This window comes from Acinetobacter sp. GG23, from assembly GCF_057766365.1.
In genome coordinates this window covers 45763-64568 of the sequence record NZ_JBYMDJ010000010.1, presented here as the reverse complement: position 1 = coordinate 64568, position 18806 = coordinate 45763, and the positions used below count along the sequence as shown (strand labels likewise).

19 protein-coding genes, 2 tRNA genes and 2 pseudogenes are annotated in these 18806 nt (G+C 41.5%); 9 read left to right on the top strand and 14 right to left on the bottom strand.

The annotated features are described in order from the left end of the window. Window positions 1-25: 25 nt before the first annotated feature. The 9 genes and pseudogenes from AC3CAU_RS14810 to AC3CAU_RS14770 all read right to left on the bottom strand — a co-directional run. Window positions 26-1396, bottom strand: a complete 1371-nt coding sequence (locus tag AC3CAU_RS14810) for a phosphohexomutase domain-containing protein (protein WP_447053868.1) — start codon at window positions 1394-1396, stop codon at window positions 26-28. Window positions 1397-1454: 58 nt separating this feature from the next. After that, window positions 1455-3293 carry a glutamine--fructose-6-phosphate transaminase (isomerizing) gene (gene glmS / locus AC3CAU_RS14805; protein ID WP_447053869.1) on the bottom strand — a complete coding sequence of 613 codons (1839 nt, stop codon included), beginning with the start codon at window positions 3291-3293 and terminating at the stop codon, window positions 1455-1457. Between the two features lie 12 nt (window positions 3294-3305). Next, window positions 3306-4670 (bottom strand): bifunctional UDP-N-acetylglucosamine diphosphorylase/glucosamine-1-phosphate N-acetyltransferase GlmU, encoded by a 1365-nt coding sequence (gene glmU, locus AC3CAU_RS14800; protein WP_131217757.1) that lies wholly within the window; start codon window positions 4668-4670, stop codon window positions 3306-3308. Window positions 4671-4692: 22 nt separating this feature from the next. Beyond that, window positions 4693-5214 (bottom strand): phosphatidylglycerophosphatase A family protein, encoded by a 522-nt coding sequence (locus AC3CAU_RS14795; protein WP_131217756.1) that lies wholly within the window; start codon window positions 5212-5214, stop codon window positions 4693-4695. Next, window positions 5192-6124 (bottom strand): thiamine-phosphate kinase, encoded by a 933-nt coding sequence (gene thiL / locus AC3CAU_RS14790; RefSeq protein WP_131217755.1) that lies wholly within the window; start codon window positions 6122-6124, stop codon window positions 5192-5194. The genes AC3CAU_RS14795 and thiL overlap by 23 nt, the downstream gene beginning before the upstream one ends. A 20-nt stretch (window positions 6125-6144) precedes the next feature. Then, window positions 6145-6594 carry a transcription antitermination factor NusB gene (gene nusB / locus AC3CAU_RS14785; protein ID WP_131217754.1) on the bottom strand — a complete coding sequence of 150 codons (450 nt, stop codon included), beginning with the start codon at window positions 6592-6594 and terminating at the stop codon, window positions 6145-6147. A gap of 4 nt (window positions 6595-6598) precedes the next feature. Further along, entirely contained in the window at window positions 6599-7069 is a 471-nt protein-coding gene (gene ribH, locus AC3CAU_RS14780; RefSeq protein ID WP_004649641.1) for a 6,7-dimethyl-8-ribityllumazine synthase, read from the bottom strand. Between the two features lie 18 nt (window positions 7070-7087). Further along, window positions 7088-8203: a bifunctional 3,4-dihydroxy-2-butanone-4-phosphate synthase/GTP cyclohydrolase II gene (ribBA, locus tag AC3CAU_RS14775; RefSeq protein WP_447053870.1), complete on the bottom strand. Its 1116-nt coding sequence runs from the start codon at window positions 8201-8203 to the stop codon at window positions 7088-7090. A gap of 632 nt (window positions 8204-8835) precedes the next feature. Further along, window positions 8836-9317, bottom strand: a pseudogene (locus tag AC3CAU_RS14770) (HipA domain-containing protein); the annotation flags it as partial. Between the two features lie 236 nt (window positions 9318-9553). Here AC3CAU_RS14770 and acnA point away from each other — a divergent pair. Continuing rightward, on the top strand, window positions 9554-12310 hold the full coding sequence (acnA, locus tag AC3CAU_RS14765) for an aconitate hydratase AcnA (protein ID WP_447053871.1): 2757 nt from the start codon (window positions 9554-9556) through the stop codon (window positions 12308-12310). 96 nt (window positions 12311-12406) lie between these two features. Here acnA and AC3CAU_RS14760 read toward each other — a convergent pair. Then, window positions 12407-12892: pseudogene (locus AC3CAU_RS14760) on the bottom strand (transposase); the annotation flags it as partial. 61 nt (window positions 12893-12953) lie between these two features. Next, window positions 12954-13085 (bottom strand): hypothetical protein, encoded by a 132-nt coding sequence (locus AC3CAU_RS14755; RefSeq protein ID WP_447054374.1) that lies wholly within the window; start codon window positions 13083-13085, stop codon window positions 12954-12956. A gap of 43 nt (window positions 13086-13128) precedes the next feature. Here AC3CAU_RS14755 and AC3CAU_RS14750 point away from each other — a divergent pair, with 43 nt between their 5' ends. Next, window positions 13129-13299: a helix-turn-helix domain-containing protein gene (locus AC3CAU_RS14750; protein WP_447053872.1), complete on the top strand. Its 171-nt coding sequence runs from the start codon at window positions 13129-13131 to the stop codon at window positions 13297-13299. Window positions 13300-13633: 334 nt separating this feature from the next. Here AC3CAU_RS14750 and AC3CAU_RS14745 read toward each other — a convergent pair. Beyond that, window positions 13634-13709: transfer RNA gene (locus AC3CAU_RS14745), tRNA-Gly, on the bottom strand. 41 nt (window positions 13710-13750) lie between these two features. After that, window positions 13751-13823: transfer RNA gene (locus AC3CAU_RS14740), tRNA-Gly, on the bottom strand. 235 nt (window positions 13824-14058) lie between these two features. Here AC3CAU_RS14740 and AC3CAU_RS14735 point away from each other — a divergent pair. From AC3CAU_RS14735 to AC3CAU_RS14715, 5 genes are all read left to right on the top strand, one after another. Next, window positions 14059-14370 carry a BolA family protein gene (locus tag AC3CAU_RS14735; protein ID WP_447053873.1) on the top strand — a complete coding sequence of 104 codons (312 nt, stop codon included), beginning with the start codon at window positions 14059-14061 and terminating at the stop codon, window positions 14368-14370. A 13-nt stretch (window positions 14371-14383) separates the two neighbouring features. Continuing rightward, on the top strand, window positions 14384-14776 hold the full coding sequence (locus tag AC3CAU_RS14730) for a SirB2 family protein (RefSeq protein ID WP_447053874.1): 393 nt from the start codon (window positions 14384-14386) through the stop codon (window positions 14774-14776). Between the two features lie 82 nt (window positions 14777-14858). Next, window positions 14859-15701 carry a ParA family protein gene (locus AC3CAU_RS14725; RefSeq protein ID WP_447053875.1) on the top strand — a complete coding sequence of 281 codons (843 nt, stop codon included), beginning with the start codon at window positions 14859-14861 and terminating at the stop codon, window positions 15699-15701. 8 nt (window positions 15702-15709) lie between these two features. Next, on the top strand, window positions 15710-16102 hold the full coding sequence (locus tag AC3CAU_RS14720; protein ID WP_131217747.1) for a hypothetical protein: 393 nt from the start codon (window positions 15710-15712) through the stop codon (window positions 16100-16102). Window positions 16103-16317: 215 nt separating this feature from the next. Next, window positions 16318-16908 carry a LysE family translocator gene (locus AC3CAU_RS14715; protein ID WP_424620618.1) on the top strand — a complete coding sequence of 197 codons (591 nt, stop codon included), beginning with the start codon at window positions 16318-16320 and terminating at the stop codon, window positions 16906-16908. A 26-nt stretch (window positions 16909-16934) separates the two neighbouring features. Here the strand turns inward: AC3CAU_RS14715 and AC3CAU_RS14710 are convergent, their stop codons facing one another. Further along, window positions 16935-17567 carry a DedA family protein gene (locus tag AC3CAU_RS14710; RefSeq protein WP_424620616.1) on the bottom strand — a complete coding sequence of 211 codons (633 nt, stop codon included), beginning with the start codon at window positions 17565-17567 and terminating at the stop codon, window positions 16935-16937. A gap of 248 nt (window positions 17568-17815) precedes the next feature. On the opposite strand from AC3CAU_RS14710, the gene AC3CAU_RS14705 reads away from it, so the two are divergent. Together AC3CAU_RS14705 and AC3CAU_RS14700 are read left to right on the top strand one after the other, a co-directional pair. Further along, window positions 17816-18184, top strand: coding sequence for a DoxX family protein (locus tag AC3CAU_RS14705; protein WP_447053877.1), 369 nt, complete (start codon window positions 17816-17818; stop codon window positions 18182-18184). Between the two features lie 142 nt (window positions 18185-18326). After that, the gene (locus tag AC3CAU_RS14700) at window positions 18327-18725 is read left to right on the top strand and encodes a NirD/YgiW/YdeI family stress tolerance protein (RefSeq protein ID WP_447053878.1); all 399 of its coding nucleotides are present in this window, start codon (window positions 18327-18329) and stop codon (window positions 18723-18725) included. Window positions 18726-18806 lie beyond the last annotated feature (81 nt).

The window sequence follows — 18806 nt, the reverse complement described above, 5'->3', positions numbered from 1 at the left end:
TCCCATTTTTATTGCTCCAATTAAATTAACTTTGAATGAGTAAAGTTAATTCATCCACATAGTCTTGCATGGGTCTTGGATTTTTATCACGGCGACTTTCGATATTTAAACGCAATAGTGGTTCGGTATTTGAAGTGCGAACATTAAAGCGCCATGTACCAAAGTCCAGACTAACGCCGTCCGTTTTGTCTATTACTGGCTTTTGATCGGCATAGTGATCAAAAAGTTTTTGAATCGTTGTTTGAGTATCTGCAACTTTAAAGTTGATTTCACCCGAACAGGGGAATTTAGAGATCATCTCTTTGACAAGACTGGATAATGATTGTTTGGTTTCAGACAACAGCACAACCGCCAATAACCAAGGAATCATGCCGCTATCGCAATACGCGAAATCACGGAAATAATGATGCGCACTCATTTCACCGCCATACACTGCATTGTGTTCACGCATCACGTCTTTAATAAAAGCATGTCCGGATTTGGATTGCACAGCAATACCCTGATGCTCATCAACAACAGCTAATGTATTCCAGATTAGACGGGGATCATGAACAATTTTCTCACCCGATTGTTTCATTAAGAACGCTTGAGCAAGCAGACCCACAATGTAATAACCTTCAATGAATTGACCTTCCTCATCGAAGAGGAAACAGCGGTCAAAGTCACCATCCCAAGCAATGCCCATATCGGCTTGATATTCACTCACAGCATTCTGGGTACTGTGACGATTTTCAATTAAAATCGGGTTGGGAATACCATTCGGAAAAGTACCATCAGCTTCGTTGTTGATTTTGATAAATTCAATCGGTACATTCAGGTGCTTAAATTTTTCTTCAATGGCATCTACAACATGACCTGCTGCACCATTACCAGCATTCATCACCAATTTCATTGGACGAATTTTTGAAACATCAATGTAAGTCATAAGATGTTCAATAAATTCAGGCAATATATTGTATTTTTCCGTACTGCCTTTTTTTGAAGCTTCAATAAAGTTTTCTGTTTCAGCTAGAGCCTGAATCTGTTTAAGTCCAGTGTCAGCACTGATAGGACGTGCATTTTCACGCACCAATTTCATGCCGTTATAATCCATCGGATTATGGCTGGCGGTAATTTCGATACCACCTTGTACATTAAGATGGAAGGCGCCGAAATAGACCTCTTCTGTACCGGTCATGCCTAAATCTAAAACATTGACGCCAGCATCATTTAAACCGCGAATTGTGGCCTGTTTAAGACCTTCACTGCTTAGACGGATATCACAACCAACCACGACTGATTTTGGTTGATAGATTTGACCATAAGCACGGCCAACTTTATAGGCAATTTCTTCGTTCAATTCGCTGCCGAGTTTTCCACGAATATCATAGGCTTTAAAACAAGTGAGTTTGGTCATGACTTTTCTCATTAAGGCATAAGAAAAAGGCTGGTTCAAACCAGCCTTTATTCATTTTTTATTCGACTGTAACGGATTTTGCCAGATTTCGAGGCTGATCGACATCGGTACCACGTAATACTGCTACATGATAAGACAAGAGTTGTACCGGGATACTGTAAACAATTGGAGCAAGGATCGGACTGATACTTGGGACATGTACTACATGTTGACGATCTTTTCCTTTAATTCCACTGTTTTCATCGGCAAATACAAACAACTCACCACCGCGGGCTTGAACTTCTTCCATATTGGATTTGAGTTTATCCAGCATGTCGTCTTGAGGGGCAAGAATCACCACAGGCATGTCATTATCCACCAGTGCGAGTGGACCATGTTTGAGTTCACCTGCAGCATAGCCCTCAGCATGGATATAAGAAATTTCTTTCAGTTTCAAGGCACCTTCAAGGGCAATCGGGAACTCTGTACCACGACCCAAGAATAAGCAGTGTTGCTTTTCTACAAAGAGTTCAGATAAACGCAAAATATCTTTATCTTTTTGCAGGGTATCTAAAATTACTTTCGGTACATGCCATAAATCAGTAATGATCGTAGTGGTTTTTTCAGCAGTAATACTTTGCTTCACTTGCCCAATTTTTAAAACCAACAACATGAGTGCGGCAAGTTGCGTGGTGAAAGCTTTGGTCGATGCCACCCCAATTTCTGGTCCCGCCAAAGTGAGTAAACTGTGGTGGGTTTCACGAACCATTGAAGAGGTTGCCACATTGCAAATGGTCAAGGTTGCAATTTTTAAATTTTTTGCAGCAGCCCGTTTTTGTGTATCACGAAGTGCAGCCAAAGTATCCGCCGTTTCACCTGATTGAGAAATACACACATAGAGTGTGTTATTTACAATGACTGGGGTGCGATAGCGGAATTCGCTGGCAATTTCAACCTGGCAAGGCAAATCAATCAGTTGTTCAAACCAGTATTTTGCAATCATGCCGGCATGGTAACTGGTACCACAGGCAATAATTTGCACTTGTTGAATTTTTTCAAAATCAACTACCGCCTCTTTTAAGAAATCTTCACGTAAAATATTTCCGTTCAAGGCTTGGGAAATGGTTTGCTGAATCGCTTCTGGTTGCTCGTAAATTTCTTTGAGCATGTAGTGTTTGTATTCACCTTTAGAAGCATTACTTACAGTTGCATCCAGTTCTTTAACAGGACGTTCAACCAATTGGTCATTTACAAATACTTCAATACTGGTACGGGTTAAACGCGCAATATCACCTTCTTCAAGGTAAATAAAGCGGTTGGTAATTGGAAGTAAAGCCAGTTGATCCGAACTGATAAAATTTTCGCCAATCCCGACACCAATCACTAAAGGTGAGCCTTCACGAACGGTAATCAGTTCATCCGGATAATCGGTATGTACAATTCCGAGTGCGTAGGCTCCTTTAAGTTGCGGAACCACTTGTTGTACTGCAGTCAAAAGACTAGAAGTCGATTTCAAGGCATCATTGACTAAATGTGCAACCACTTCGGTATCTGTCTGTGAAGTAAACACATAACCTAAAGCTTCAAGATCATCTTTAAGTTCCTGGTAGTTCTCGATGATTCCGTTATGAACCACGGCAACAGTACCTGAAATATGCGGATGAGCATTATTTTCAGTCGGTTTGCCATGGGTTGCCCAACGGGTGTGTGCAATACCGAGTGAACCTTGAATCTCAGCTTCATTTACCGCTTGTTCTAAATTCACTACTTTACCGACACGACGTTCACGCAGTACATGGCCGCCATTAATCAGCGCAACACCGGCTGAATCATAACCACGGTACTCAAGACGTTTTAAGCCTTCAATTAAAATATTGCTAATATTACGTTCAGCAACGCCACCGACAATTCCGCACATATTTAAATCCTCTTATTTTTTCAGTTTTTGGGGGCGTTGATAGTTTTCTTTAATCAGTTGTTTTGAGCGTTCAAAAGCCAGACTATTCTCGGCAACATCACGAGTAATGACAGAGCCTGCGCCAATCGTTGCCCCATTTCCAATACTTATAGGAGCAACCAGTGAGCTATTTGAACCAATAAAAGCAGCATCGCCAATAATAGTTTTATATTTATTTGCACCATCATAGTTACAGGTAATGGTGCCCGCACCAATATTTGAACCTGCACCCACTTCAGCATCACCTAAATAAGTGAAGTGATTGGCTTTAGAGCCAAAACCAATGCTTGAATTTTTCACTTCAACGAAGTTACCAATATGCACTTCATTTGCCAATTTTGCACCGGGACGCAAGCGTGCAAATGGCCCAATTTGGGTATCACTACCCACTACAGCATGATCAAAGATGCTATACGGTTGAACTTTGGTGCCTGATGCAATTACGGTATTTTTGATGACACAACCTGCACCAATTTCTACATGATCACCAAATTCACAATCACCTTCAATGATCACATTGATGTCGATACGAACATCCTGACCCACGCTTAAGTTACCACGTAAGTCAAAACGAGCAGGGTCGATCAAATGCACGCCTTGCTGCATTAATTTTTTTGCCTGATAACTTTGGAATTCACGTTCCAATGCTGCCAGTTGCACACGGTCATTGACCCCTTCAACTTCAAAAGCAAGTTCCGGTTCAACAGAAGCCACTTCTAAGCCGTCTGTAATCGCCATAGCAATAATGTCAGTCAGGTAATACTCACCTTGCGCATTTTCATTGGAAAGCTTGGGTAACCATTGATGCAATTTGGCATTACTGACACAGTAGATACCAGTATTAAATTCTTTAATTTTACGTTGTTCATCGCTGGCGTCTTTATGTTCGACAATGGCTTGAATTTGCCCATTTTCACGCACAATACGACCATAGCCTGTTGCATCATCAACAGTTAAAGTCACAATACCAATACCGGTTTGGGCTGAAGCATCAAGGAGGCGTTGCAAGGTATTTTGAGTGACGCAAGGTACGTCCCCCGAAAGAATAAGGGATACGCCTTCAACTGGAAGTACGGGAAGTGTTACTTTTACGGCATGACCTGTTCCGAGCTGTTCTGCTTGTTCCACCCATTGAACTTGTTCTTGCGCGAAGGCTTGTTGTACTTTATCGCCACCATGACCATAAATGGTAATAATATTTGCCGCATTGAGTTTTTTTGCAGTTTCAATCACATGACCCAGTAAAGGACGCCCTGCAAGAGGTTGTAATACTTTCGGTAAACTAGAACGCATACGTGTCCCTTTACCTGCAGCAAGAATAATAACGCTAGTAGACATGTGTAATCCTACAATTTTTAGCTTAAGCCATCAGGAACGATAGATAAATGTAAATGCATAGTGCAGCCCAAATGCCGGCGATAATATCGTCAAACATAATGCCAAAGCCGCCACCGATTTGACGATCGATTACGCGAATAGGCCAAGGTTTCCATACATCAAACAAACGAAATAAGGCAAATCCAACCAGTACCCATAACCAGCTCATGTGCCCTAAAAAAATGAGGGGTAGAAAGGTAATGGACTGCCCGGCAAACTCATCCCAGACAATACGACCATCATCATGAACACCCATGACTTTGGCAGTTTGACCACAGATATATATGCCAATTAAGGACATGATGACAATGGCAAAAAGGCTATTTAAAAAACCCAGACTTAACCATGCAGGAATAAACAGCAATGCAAAAGCGGAACCGAATGTTCCGGGTGCTTTAGGGGCAAGTCCAGAGCCGAATCCCACACCACAAAACACGATGCAGCGGTTTGACCATGACATGTCTTTAAAGTTGATGCTGGGTTTATGCAAAGTGTTGGTATCCATAAAATTGCAGCGAATGATCTACGCCATTCTGCACAAAAGTTAAGCCTTTTTGTTGGGTGATTTGTCCAATCTTGGTAATGTTGACATCTAATTGTTGTTGCAAAATTTTTTCATAATTTTGCCGGCTTATTGTAAAGCATAATTCATAGTCATCGCCACCCGCGAGTGCGTATTGCCATTGCTTTTCTTGTTGTAGTTTTTTTAAAGCGGCATTAACCGGTAGTTGGTCTAAATCCAAAGTTGCACCGACATGTGATGCTTTAAGGATGTGCCCTAAGTCCTGGGCCAAGCCATCAGATACATCAATCATGCTTGATGCCAAGCCTTTTAACTGTTGACCGAGCTGACAACGTGGCGTTGGATAATCGAGACGTTGTTGTAGAGGGTGTCCCAAATGTTGCAAGGCGTACGCTGCATCGCCAACTGTTCCGCTTACGCAAACATAGTCACCCACTTGAGCACCGGAACGTGGTACGGCTTTGCCTGTTTCGATCCAGCCCAAGGCCGTGACAGAAATGGTCAAATGAGGACTTTGAGTGGTGTCACCACCAATTAAACGGACCCCAAATTGATCGCAACACTCATATAAACCCTGACTGAAGCCTTTCAGCCAATCATGATCAATTTGGGGTAAGCTCAATGCAAGAAGAATGCTATGTGGTTTGGCAGCCATTGCAGCAATATCAGATAAATTGACAGCAACAGATTTCCAGCCGATGGCATGTGCAGCGGTATTTAAAGGAAAATGTCGACCCGCAACCAAGGTGTCGGCACAGATGACCAGTTGTTGGTTGGGTGGGGGAGTAAGCAAGGCTGAGTCATCACCAATACCTAAATCGACAGAATTGACATCGGTAGATGTAACAGTCTGACGATTGAAATAGGTGTCAATAATCGAAAACTCAGCCATGCAACAAGTCTACTTAAAAATTAGTTGGCTTGTTGCTTTTCTGCTGCACGTAAGCTGGTGGCTAAACGGTCCAATACACCATTGATGTATTTATGGCTGTCTGCACCGCCAAAGTGTTTAGCAAGCTCAATTGATTCATCTAAAACGACGCGATAAGGAACTTCAAGATGGTCTTTCAGTTCATACGCGCCTAGACGTAAAGTCGCAAGTTCAACACCATCAAGTGCTGAAAGTTCGCGATCCAGTACTGGGATTAAGAGCGCATCCAATGCTTCATGATTGGCAACCACTTGAGTCAACAATTCATGATAATAGCTCAGATCCACTTTATGCATGGCATTTTCCACACGCGTACGTGCTTCAATTTCATGTACTGGATTGTGGCTCATCTGCCATTCATAAATTCCTTGTACAGCAAAGCGGCGTGCTTTACGTTTTGCTGCATAAGTTGCTTGAAGTGTTTGCGACATAGCGTTAAATAGCCTTTAACAAGTTAACCATTTCAATTGCAGTAAGGGCAGCTTCACCACCTTTATTACCTGCTTTTGTTCCAGAGCGTTCAATCGCTTGTTCAATACTATCCGTAGTCAATACACCGTTGATGACTGGCAAGCCAGTGTCGAGGCCAACAACGCCTAAACCTTTGGCACATTCACCCGCCACAAAGTCAAAGTGAGGCGTGCTACCACGAATCACGGCGCCAAGTGCAATGATCGCATCAAAACGATCTGAAGCGGCAAGTTTTTTTGCAACGACAGGAAGTTCCCAAGCGCCAGGTGCGTGAACAACAGTGATATTATCCTCTGATACACCATGACGTTTCAATGTATCAATTGCACCTTCTAGTAAATGTTCAACCACAAAGCTATTAAAGCGACCGACTAAAATCGCGTAACGGCCTTCGCTCGCGAGATGTAACATACCTTCAATACGGCGAACTGCCATAGCAACCTCGTTTATTTCTTAAGATGTTTGTTGTGCGGTGACGTATTCCACCACTTCTAAGTTAAAGCCTGAGAGTGCATTGAAACGTAATGGAGAGCTAAGCAGCTTCATTTTTTCAACGCCCAAATCACGTAAAATTTGTGCGCCAACCCCAATGGTTTGATATTGCTGTGAAAGGGCAGCATTGGATTTTGTTGGTTTCGGTGCAGTTAAGCTGTCCAGTGCAGGGCCTAAATCTTGTAGGTGGCGTTGACCAATCCAGACCAAGATCCCGCGATCACTATCGGCAATCGTTTTCAATGCTTTATCTAAATTCCAAGCGGGTTCGCCATCTTGTTTATTCAGTTTAAGTAAGTCACGTGCCGGATTGAAGCCATGGACACGCACAGTGGTGATGCCTTCTTTGGGCTGACCTTTGACCAAAGCCAAATGAATATCTGGATTACCCAGTTCACGGTAACGGAACAATTCAAAGGTACCGTATTCGGTATCTAGCATTTGTTGATCAATACGTTCAACTGTTTGCTCATTGGTCATACGATAGTGAATTAGGTCAGCAATCGTACCAATTTTCAAACCATGTTTTTCTGCGAAAACTTCAAGGTCTGGACGGCGTGCCATTGTGCCATCTTCATTAATAATTTCACAAATTACAGAAGCGGGTTCAAGACCTGCTAAACGAGACAAGTCACAACCGGCTTCAGTATGACCGGCACGGTGCAATACACCACCTGGTTGAGCCATCAATGGAAAAATATGACCGGGTTGTACGATATCCGCCGGTTTTGCATGTGCCGCAACCGCAGTTTGAATTGTATGTGCGCGTTCTGCAGGGGAAATACCTGTAGTAATGCCATTCGTGGCTTCAATTGAAAGTGTGAAGTTGGTACCGTGTTGTGCGCCGTTAGCATCGACCATAAGAGGTAGATTTAACTGTTGGCAACGCTCCTTACTTAAAGTCAGGCAGACTAAACCACGTGCATGGGTGATCATAAAGTTGATGTCTTCCGGACGTACGTGTGTGGCCGCAATGACTAAATCACCTTCATTTTCACGATCTTCATCATCCATCAGGATGACCATTTTTCCTGCACGGATATCTGCTACGAGCTCTTCAACGGTATTGAGCGGCATCAATCTTCACCTTCTTTTTGTCTCAAATGACATTTTGCTTGCATTGATTGCTGCATAGTCTAACGTGTTTTGACGTCATTTGCCTATGCTTATTGATTTCCCTAAACTGTCCATTGTTATACACAGTCGTGGAATGCTTGAAAAGAGGGGGTATTTTAAAAGGGTAAGATTATGCCTAATCTTTAAGCGATTGAAATGCGTAAATGACGAAAAGCTTATGCAAAATGGGAATGATGGATTGGATTTTAAACTGTTACGGCATGAAAAAGAGCCCCTATCTTTCGATAAGAGCTTTTTGAATTTGGAGCGGAAAAAGAGACTCGAACTCTCGACCCCCCAACCTTGGCAAGATTCACCGACATAAATTACATTAAATTTATTAAAGTGACACTAAATTAAATATATATAAAACATATATTTATGTTGTTAATGTTTTTGGATGTAATTTAATGTAGGGTAGAGTAAAAAGAAGTTGGTCACTTTTAAAGTTGTTTATATTCAACAATAATTGCCAACATACATTTTTTACTATTTTTAATTTTTACTGATTGGTAAAAAGTTGGTTTTGAGTACTCAATTTCGCAAGTAGAAGTAATCAAAATATTGATGAATGATCGGTATTTATTTTTTAGTTAAAAGGTCAATTTATTTTCAATCCGGCTTTGGATTATTTGGAGAGTCTCCGATCTAATCTGCTCAGGTAATCTTTCTTGAGTGATTTTATTGAATCGGCTTGCAACCTCACAAATAGAGCTAATAATTTCATCGACTTCTTTAACAGAAAGATCTGCCTCTTGCGTGCCTAGTTTTACAATGGTTTGTCGAGGAATACCCAATGCTTCACCCATAATATCCATCTGATGATATCCAATTGAGCCTTCGCAAAAAGTAACGTCGTAGGCAGGGGGGAGTTTCGATTGCCTATTTTGGGACTCAGAAGTGAATTTTTTCTGCAATAATCATCTCGATTATTAAAACCACATTGAAGACTGCTTGCTTGAATGCAATTACTTTTTCGCGAACATTGTTGGTACAAAAGTGTGCAACGCCAAGAAAAGTTACTGTAGTTTAAAGTTCTGGCTGATTTAAACTCAGCCACAGTAAAGGCAGCTAAATGAACTGTACCGGTTGATAGGATAGATTGGTAATGAAGTGCTGTATTAGCTGATTAGATCCTATTAGATTAAAGAAATCTAATTAGACTTTACAATCTAGCAGCCCTGCATTTTAACTGCCTAGCGCAATCCGATAATAAATAATAACAAACCCGCCGCGCAGTTGGCATACAGTAAGTAAAGAAGTAGTTGACTGTGATCATAAAAATAACATCTCAAGCCGGAGGGAAACTAGATGGCTAAGTATAGTGATATCAATAGTTTTAATACCTTAGAAACATTAACCGTCGGTTCAGAACACTATCAGATTTTCAACCTATCCAAATTGCAAGTGCAGTTGGGCGACCTGTCCCGGCTGCCAAAATCTTTAAAAATTTTACTGGAAAATTTACTGCGTTTTGAAGATCAGCTCACGGTGAAAACCGAGCATATTCATGCGCTGGCAGAGTGGTTAAACAACCAAACCTCAGAACAGGAAATTCAGTATCGTCCGGCACGGGTGCTGATGCAGGATTTTACCGGTGTTCCCGCAGTGGTTGATCTTGCCGCGATGCGTGCAGCGGTGGCCAAAGCCGGCGGTGATCCGGAAAAAATTAATCCGTTGTCACCGGTGGATTTAGTCATCGATCACTCGGTGATGGTCGATTACTTTGCCAGCCCGCAAGCTTTTGAGCAGAATGTTGCAATTGAGATGCAACGCAATGGCGAGCGCTACCAGTTTCTGCGTTGGGGACAGGCGGCGCTCAATCAGTTTCGCGTGGTACCGCCAGGAACCGGGATTTGCCATCAGGTCAATCTGGAACATCTGGCACAAGTTGTTTGGAGCAATGAGGTCGAGGGGCAGCACTTTGCCTTTCCTGATACCTTGGTCGGTACTGACTCACATACCACCATGATCAATGGCTTAGGCGTATTAGGTTGGGGGGTAGGCGGCATCGAAGCGGAAGCGGCCATGCTGGGCCAACCGATCTCCATGCTGATTCCGGAAGTGATCGGTTTTAAGCTCATCGGTAAACTCAAAGAAGGTATTACAGCAACTGATCTGGTGCTGACCATTACCCAGATGCTGCGCAAAAAAGGCGTAGTTGGAAAATTTGTCGAATTTTATGGCGATGGTCTGGCCGATTTACCATTGGCTGACCGTGCCACTATTGCCAATATGGCACCCGAGTATGGCGCTACCTGTGGCTTTTTCCCGATTGATGAGGTGACTCTTTCCTATTTACGTTTAACTGGACGTCAGCCCGAAAGAATTGCCTTGGTAGAGGCCTATAGCAAGTTGCAAGGATTGTGGCGCAATCCGGGGGATGAACCAGTCTTTACAGACACTCTGGCTTTAGATATGTCAACGGTAGAAGCCAGTCTGGCGGGTCCGAAACGTCCACAGGATCGTGTGCTATTGTCGCAAGTACCAAAAACCTTTGATGCCTTCATGGAACTGACGTTGAAACCGGTCAAAGAGGAAAAAGAGCGTCTGGAAAATGAAGGGGGGGGAGGCATGGCTGTTGAAGCGAAACAAGCCAATCTGCCCCATGAAAGTGCTTTTTGCGTCATTGATGATAAAAAATATCCGTTGCAGCATGGCGATGTGGTGATTTCAGCCATTACCTCCTGTACCAATACCTCGAATCCCAGTGTCATGTTGGCAGCAGGACTATTAGCCCAAAAAGCACTCGAAAAAGGTTTGCAGCGGAAACCTTGGGTGAAAAGTTCACTGGCTCCAGGTTCCAAGGTAGTCACCGATTATCTCAATGCAGCAGGGTTGATGCCTTATTTGAATCGGCTGGGTTATAACCTGGTTGGTTATGGCTGTACCACCTGTATTGGTAATTCGGGACCTTTGCCTGAAGCGATTGAAGAGGCTGTGCAATGTTTCGATTTGAATGTAGCCTCAGTGCTCTCCGGAAACCGTAACTTTGAAGGACGGGTGCATCCATTGGTGAAAACAAACTGGCTAGCGTCTCCACCCTTGGTTGTTGCCTATGGTTTGGTCGGGAATATTCGAACTGATCTCACTACTGAGCCGATAGGTGAGGGCTTTGATGGCCAAGCGGTTTATTTAAAAGATATCTGGCCGACACAGGTGGAAATCGATGCCGCACTGCAGAACGTGAATACCGAGATGTTCCATAAAGAATATGCGGAAGTATTTGAAGGCGATGCTAAGTGGAAAGCGATCCAGATTCCACAAAGTCAAACCTATGCTTGGGATGAACAATCGACCTATATCCGACATCCACCCTTTTTTGCAGAAATTGATCAGCCGGTGCGACCAGTTCAGCAGATCAAACAGGCACGGATTTTGGCTGTATTGGGCGATTCAGTCACGACGGACCATATTTCCCCTGCAGGCAATATCAAAAAAGATAGTCCGGCTGGACGATATTTGCAGCAACAGGGGGTTAATGCAAAAGACTTTAACTCTTATGGCTCCCGCCGTGGCAACCATGAGGTGATGATGCGAGGCACCTTTGCCAATATCCGCATCAAAAATGAAATGCTAGGTGGGGAGGAAGGTGGCAATACCCTGCATATTCCAAGTGCAGAAAAACTCTCGATTTATGATGCGGCAATGCGCTATCAGGCAGAACAAACCCCACTAGTGATTATTGCCGGGAAAGAATATGGCACTGGTTCTTCACGTGACTGGGCGGCCAAAGGCACCAACCTATTGGGAGTGAAAGCGGTGATTGCTGAAAGTTTTGAGCGGATTCACCGTTCCAATCTGATCGGCATGGGGGTGTTACCTTTACAGTTTGTAGAGGGTCAGAACCGGCAGATATTGAACATAACCGGACATGAAACACTGTCAATTTTAGGCTTGTCGGACGATATTCATCCGCATCAAATGCTGCAAGTTGATGTGCAAGATAGCGATGGTACGTGTAGCCATTTTCGAGTGTTGTGCCGCATTGATACCTTGAATGAGGTGGAATACTTTAAGGCCGGTGGTATCTTGCACTATGTCTTGCGCAATTTGCTCGCTTCCTAAATTTAATGAAAAAAGCCCGACACCTGCCGGGTTTTTTGTGTCTGTAAAGACAAGATGGCTGCGGAGAAAATCAGTAAAATAGCGCCAAGTAAATTGCCCATAAATTTCTTGAGTTTCTAGCTGCACTAATTTAACGAGGATTGATTTTTGATTAAATTGTATAGCTCGACGGCTCAATCCGTTACGCAACCAATCATAGAAACCTGAAACAGAAACACTCAATTGACGAACCAAGAAACTAATCGGGAAAGAAGATTTATACTTTTTCATTAGTGCGTACTTCACTGACTTTCTTTGGCGAAGTACGCTGCCGCTTTTTTTAAGAATTCTCGCTCCATTTCAGCAATTTTAAGCAGATTCTTCATTTTTTTGTTTTCTTCTAATAGGGGCAATAAGATTTGGATTATCTTGTTTTGTCCCTGCTAGCCTTCCGGTTTTTGCCTTGTTGAACCAATTTGAAAGTGTCTGCATTGAGATGCCAAGTTCACGTGCGGTAGCACTGACATTGTCATCTTTCTGTTTAATCAATTTAATGACTTCAGCTTTGAATTGATCGTTATAAATCTTTTGTTTTTTGCTCATGTAAACTCCTCATGAATATTGTTGTTTACCAAGTTCAAGCCTACGTTTTTATCAGCACACATTAACCACCAAAAGGACGGATGTAGTGAACACCTTCATTAAAGATACTGTCTTTAAGTTGGTTGCAAATAGTACGGGCGTCGTACTGAGTTTTTTCAGCCAGTTGTTGGGCGGCAAGGTAGGTAGATGTCATAATTGTATTTTTGCAAGAATTCATTGGATTGGTAGAATTTTTATTGGTTATTTGCAAATTACCAATTTTATTGGCAGAAAGAAAAATGCGGGTTACTGATTTAATTTGTGGTACTGGAATTAATAAAACGACTTTGCATAAACTTTATAATGGAGAGTTGACCCGAATCGACTTAGATACACTTGATCGTATTTGTGAGCATGTAGATATCTAAGTCAGAGATTTATTTGTTTTTAATAAAATTATTAATAATCATGGTATTGGGTAGTTGTTTGGTCATAAAAAAATGGCCACGGTCACAATTTTTTGCTTAAAATAGACTTTAAGAAAGCGAAATGATATGACTGGATATTTTGTAAATAGTTTAAGAAAATTTAATGTAATTTAAGATCATTTATAAAAGTTGGGCACGATTGGGTCACAAAGCTAAATTATATTGCGATGAGAAATAATAAAGTTACCTGAGATATATTGAATGAAATATATAAAATATACTTAAAAATCAATATAAAAAAAGCCCCTATCTTCCGGTAAGGGCTTTTTGAATTTGGAGCGGAAAAAGAGACTCGAACTCTCGACCCCAACCTTGGCAAGGTTATGCTCTACCAACTGAGCTATTTCCGCAAATTGAGCAGTTTTATAAAAAACTTACACTTAAAAATTTGAGCGGGAAAGGAGACTCGAACTCCCGACCCCAACCTTGGCAAGGTTATGCTCTACCAACTGAGCTATTCCCGCATGCCGTGTATAATACAGTATGCAAAAACAGGGTCAATAACTTTGTGAAAAAACTTGTATCAATTGCATAAAATAAAACCATTTTTCAGGCTTTTGATGATTTTGTAAGCAAAAATAATCTAAATCAGAATGATCACTCATTAAAACTGTTGAATGATTTAGCGGGTTTAGGGTAAAGATTGAAGCGGAACAGGCTATAATCAACCCAGCGCTTAAGTAATTTGGGAATATGATTATGACTTTAGAACAACAACTGATTCAACGCCTTCAGGATTTATCTCCGACACATTTAGAAGTGGTAAATGAATCGTCAGGTCATGGCGGTTATTTCCCGGGTAAAGAATCGCATTTTAAAGTGATTGTGGTCAGTGATATTTTTCAGGGTTTACGTTTAGTGCAACGTCATCAAAAAATTTATGCTGCTGCAGGTGATTTACTGAGCCCAAGCCGTATTCATGCACTGGCAATCCACGCTTTTGTTCCGTCGGAATGGGAAGGGCAAGCCACGCCGAGTCCTGACTGTGCCCAGGCACCCAAATCTGAATAAGGGATATTGAACAATGGACATGCAGTTGACAGTTAAAATTATACATATGAGCATTGTGGCATTGCTGATTGGTGTGGTGATTGCTCGGGCTTTTACTCTGTTTGTCGGGGTTAAAGGGAATCAGCCTAATCCTGTAGCATGGAAACTCTTGGTGGCACTTCAACATTTGTCAATGACCTTAATTATATTGACTGGTGTAACCTCTTTAGTAATTAAAAATTTTGAAGTGCAACCATGGTTCTATGCCAAGGTGGTTTTATTCTTGGTTTTGTTTTCATCTTTAATCAAAGCGTATAAAAAAGATGACAGTATTTTATTGGCACAACGTCGCGCAGGCTTAGCCATTGCTGTAATAGCACTGATTGGAATTATTGGTCTAGTTATTATTAAGCCAAATTTCGGTTAATTGTTAGACATAATTGTTTTTGAAGCAAGGCGGGTAGGTTAAACTGTAAGTAATACATAAATATAAAGCATAGAGGGCTGCAATGCGGACACGTGTGGTTTTTAATCAAAAAGGTGGGGTAGGCAAGTCAAGTATTGCCGTAAATTTAGCGGCAATCAGTGCACATCAAGGTTTTAAAACTTTGCTGATTGATCTCGATCCTCAAGCCAATTCCAGCCAATATTTGTTGGGAGATGATGCGACTTACTCGGTTGATAAACCTGCATTGGAGCCGAATGTTGAAAATTATTTTGAAGAAGTTCTGGGCAATACCCAAAGTAAGGGGCTTTTAAGCAATGCGATTGGTTCAATTTTAAAGAATCGTTCCAAAGGCCTGGAAAGCTATGTCCATCAATCACCCTTTAAGAATTTGGATGTGATTCCTGCCAGTCCGACCTTGGGTACACTGGCACATGCGTTGGAATCGAAACATAAAATTTATAAATTACGTGATGCCTTGCAACAGTTGGCTGGACAATATGACCGGGTTTATATTGATACGCCACCCGCGTTCAACTTCTTTACTTTATCTGCACTGATTGCCGCCGAGCGGGTACTGATTCCTTTTGATTGTGATGTTTTCTCGAAACGTGCTTTAAAAACCCTGATTGAAAATGTCATCGAAACCCAAGATGATCATAACGACCGTCTGGAAATTGAAGGCATTGTGGTGAATCAGTTTCAAGCTCAGGCAAAATTGCCACGTGAAGTGGTACAACAACTCAAAGATGAAGGTTTGCCTGTTTTGGAAAGTATGTTGCCGCCGTCCATTTTAATGAAAGAATCACATCTTAAAAATCAGCCTTTAATTCATTTGGCTACTGATCATAAATTGACGCAAGCCTATCAATCATTGTTCAATGAAATTGAGCAAAAAAAGATTTGAGGTTTTCCATGAAAACAATATATTTAACCCTGTTACTAGGTAGTACGCTTGTATTAGCTGCATGTGCGACCACGGTCAAACCGACTTATGTATCACCAACGCAGTATCAGGCATTGAACTGTCAACAATTACAAAGTGAATATAACCGCATTCAGCAATATGTCGACAATGGTGTACAGACACCGAAGCGCACTGGTGTAGGCGTGGGTGTCGGTGTTGGCGGTGGTTGGGGCAGTCGTGGTGGCTGGGGTATTGGCCCAAGTGTTTCAGTCAATATGGGACAGTCTTCAAATACCAAAAAAACTGAATTATCACGTCTGTTAGGCGAACAGGAAGCTGTGGTTCAGGCGGCTCAATTCAAAAATTGTCCGATTATTATTCGTAATAAAGTACAAAAATGATTTGAATAATCACTCTGTTGTGTGGATTAAAGATACAGCAGAGTGATAAAATTTTAGCAAAATGTTTCAAGAAAATAATTTTAATATCAAATACTTGGTTTTTTGAGAATGAAATTTAAACGTATAAGGTTATGATTTTCTGATCGAAATACTTGTTACTTTTTGTGACTTTCGTATAAGGTGTGCCACTCTTCTAGTGGTGATATCAGGTCTTTATGATTGAGAGTTGGCTTTTTGTGTTGGCAATGATTGCGGTTCTGATGATCCCAGGTCCAACTAACGCATTACTTGCAAGCTCTGCACATCAACAAGGCATTGCCAAGACCAGTTTATTTATTCCAGCAGAGTTGCTCGGATATTTTTATGCGATTAATTTATGGGCATTGCTGATTCATTTATGTAGTCCAGTCTGGCCTAACTTTATTCACATTGTGCATTTTTTTAGTGCTCTTTATGTGGTTTGGATGGCTTTCCATCTATGGAAAGCTTCAGATTTAGAAAAGCATAATCAACGTCATCCTTCTATCCGTCCTCGACAACTGTTCTTTTCCACCTTTAAAAACCCTAAAGCCTTATTGTTTGCCACGGGCATTTTACCGATTGAAACCTGGAATAATCCAACCAATTTTGTCTTGGTGTTTGCAGCATTCAGTTTGGTGCTATTGCCTACAGTGATGTTCTGGATGTCGTTTGGAAGTGCAATTTTGGCAGGCCAATCCAAGCAAATAAAAGCCGATCTTTTATATAAAGGATCGGCCATGTTATTGCTGGTGTGTATGTTACCTGTGGTGATTCGTTTCTTTTAAGTTTTAGCGCTGTCTTCACAGGTCCATTAATGTGCCTTTTTCAGCTTTTGACGCATAAAACCAATAATGCCGGGCAATACACTAATAATAATGATGCCAAAAATCAGATGAGTGAAATTGTCTTTGACAATCGGCATATTACCAAACAAATAGCCCAAAGTAATAAATGAACCGACCCAGCAGAACGCGCCAATCAGGTTGTAGGTCAGAAAAAATTTGTAATTCATGCTGCCGGCACCTGCGACAAATGGAGCAAAGGTGCGGGCAAAAGGCACAAAACGTGCAAAAATAATGGTTTTACCACCATGTTTTTCGAAAAATTTTTGCGTATAGGTTAAATGCTGTTTGTTAATGAAACGTGACTCCATTTCAAAAACACGTGGTCCGATATATTTACCAATATGATAATTTAGCGTGTCACCTAATACGGCAGCAATAAACAGCAGAATCATCAAAACAACAGGATCCATTGCTCCAGTTGACGCCGCTAATGCACCTGCAGCAAATAATAAGCTATCACCCGGTAGAAATGGCATAACCACCAAACCGGTTTCCACAAAAATAATGAGGAAAAGAATGGCATAAATCCAGACGCCATAATTGGTGATAAATTCGAGCAGATGGGTATCAACATGTAATATAAAATCAATCAGTTCCATGGGGTCACAGACAGCGAAAATGTGCTGAAATCCTAGCAGTCTAAGGGGGGAAAGTCAGTATAAAAAAGGAAATAAATTCCGGTTTTATCATTCTATATTTGCAACGATGTATATACAAATTGCTGCTTTATTCAGCAATAAAATTAGCCTAGTATGAATTCATCATTAAAAAATATCGAATAGGTGGCCTCATGTTCAATCCGAATGTTGTGGTAAAAAATCTGGTTTAAGGCTCACAAAGTGATGCTTTGATTAGCCTGATCGCACGTGTGCTTATGGCTTATATTTTTATTATGGCAGGATGGGGAAAAATCACGGCTTATAATGCCACGGTGGGTTATATGGAATCGATGGGTGTACCTGGGATGCTATTACCTTTAACCATTTTGGTTGAGTTTGGTGGTGGCTTGGCTTTGCTGTTGGGTTTTCAGGCACGTTTGGCCGCATTGGGTCTAGCTGGATTTAGTTTAATCACTGCTTTTCTGTTCCATGGTGGGGCTGAGGATGCAATTAACTTTATGAAAAACATGGCTATGACTGGCGGACTATTGTTCCTGATGCTGCATGGTGCAGGAAAATTCAGTATGGATAATATGCTTGAGAAACCCTCAGTGTAATTGAGCAAATAGCAGGATCATATCAGTGCCATTATTTCATTTTTGTAATTACATAAATGCTGCGTACCATACATAAAACCTGCGTACAGATAGCCCGAATTTTGTTTCAATAATGGTTGAAGCTGCAATAGTGGAGTCAATCATGAACAAAATGTTATTGGCACTGTTTGTTACGGGTTCAATTCTTTCTACAGCATCTGCATGGGCAGGTAAAAGTGATCAGGTGATCATGAGTGAAGCTGCTCAAAACATGGTGACTGTTGCAGAAGCAAAACAACTCCCAGATGAAACTGCGGTAACGCTTTCTGGCGTAATTGTTAGAAAAACACATGAGGATCATTTTGAACTGAAAGATAGCTCGGGTGAAATTAGTATAGAAGTGGATGCTGACTTATGGAAACCGATGGGATTGAAAGCAGGCGATAAAGTTAAGGTGATTGGTGAAGTGGATACTCATATGGGACAGCCGACGGAAATAGATGGGGTTCAAATTGGAAAAATGGACAATCAATCGGATAAATGGATGTGGTACAACCAGTAGTGAAATCAAAACTTGTCGTCATCAACAGATCAATATAAATGCAGTTAAAATAAAAAATGCAAAATAGAAAAGCACTCGAAA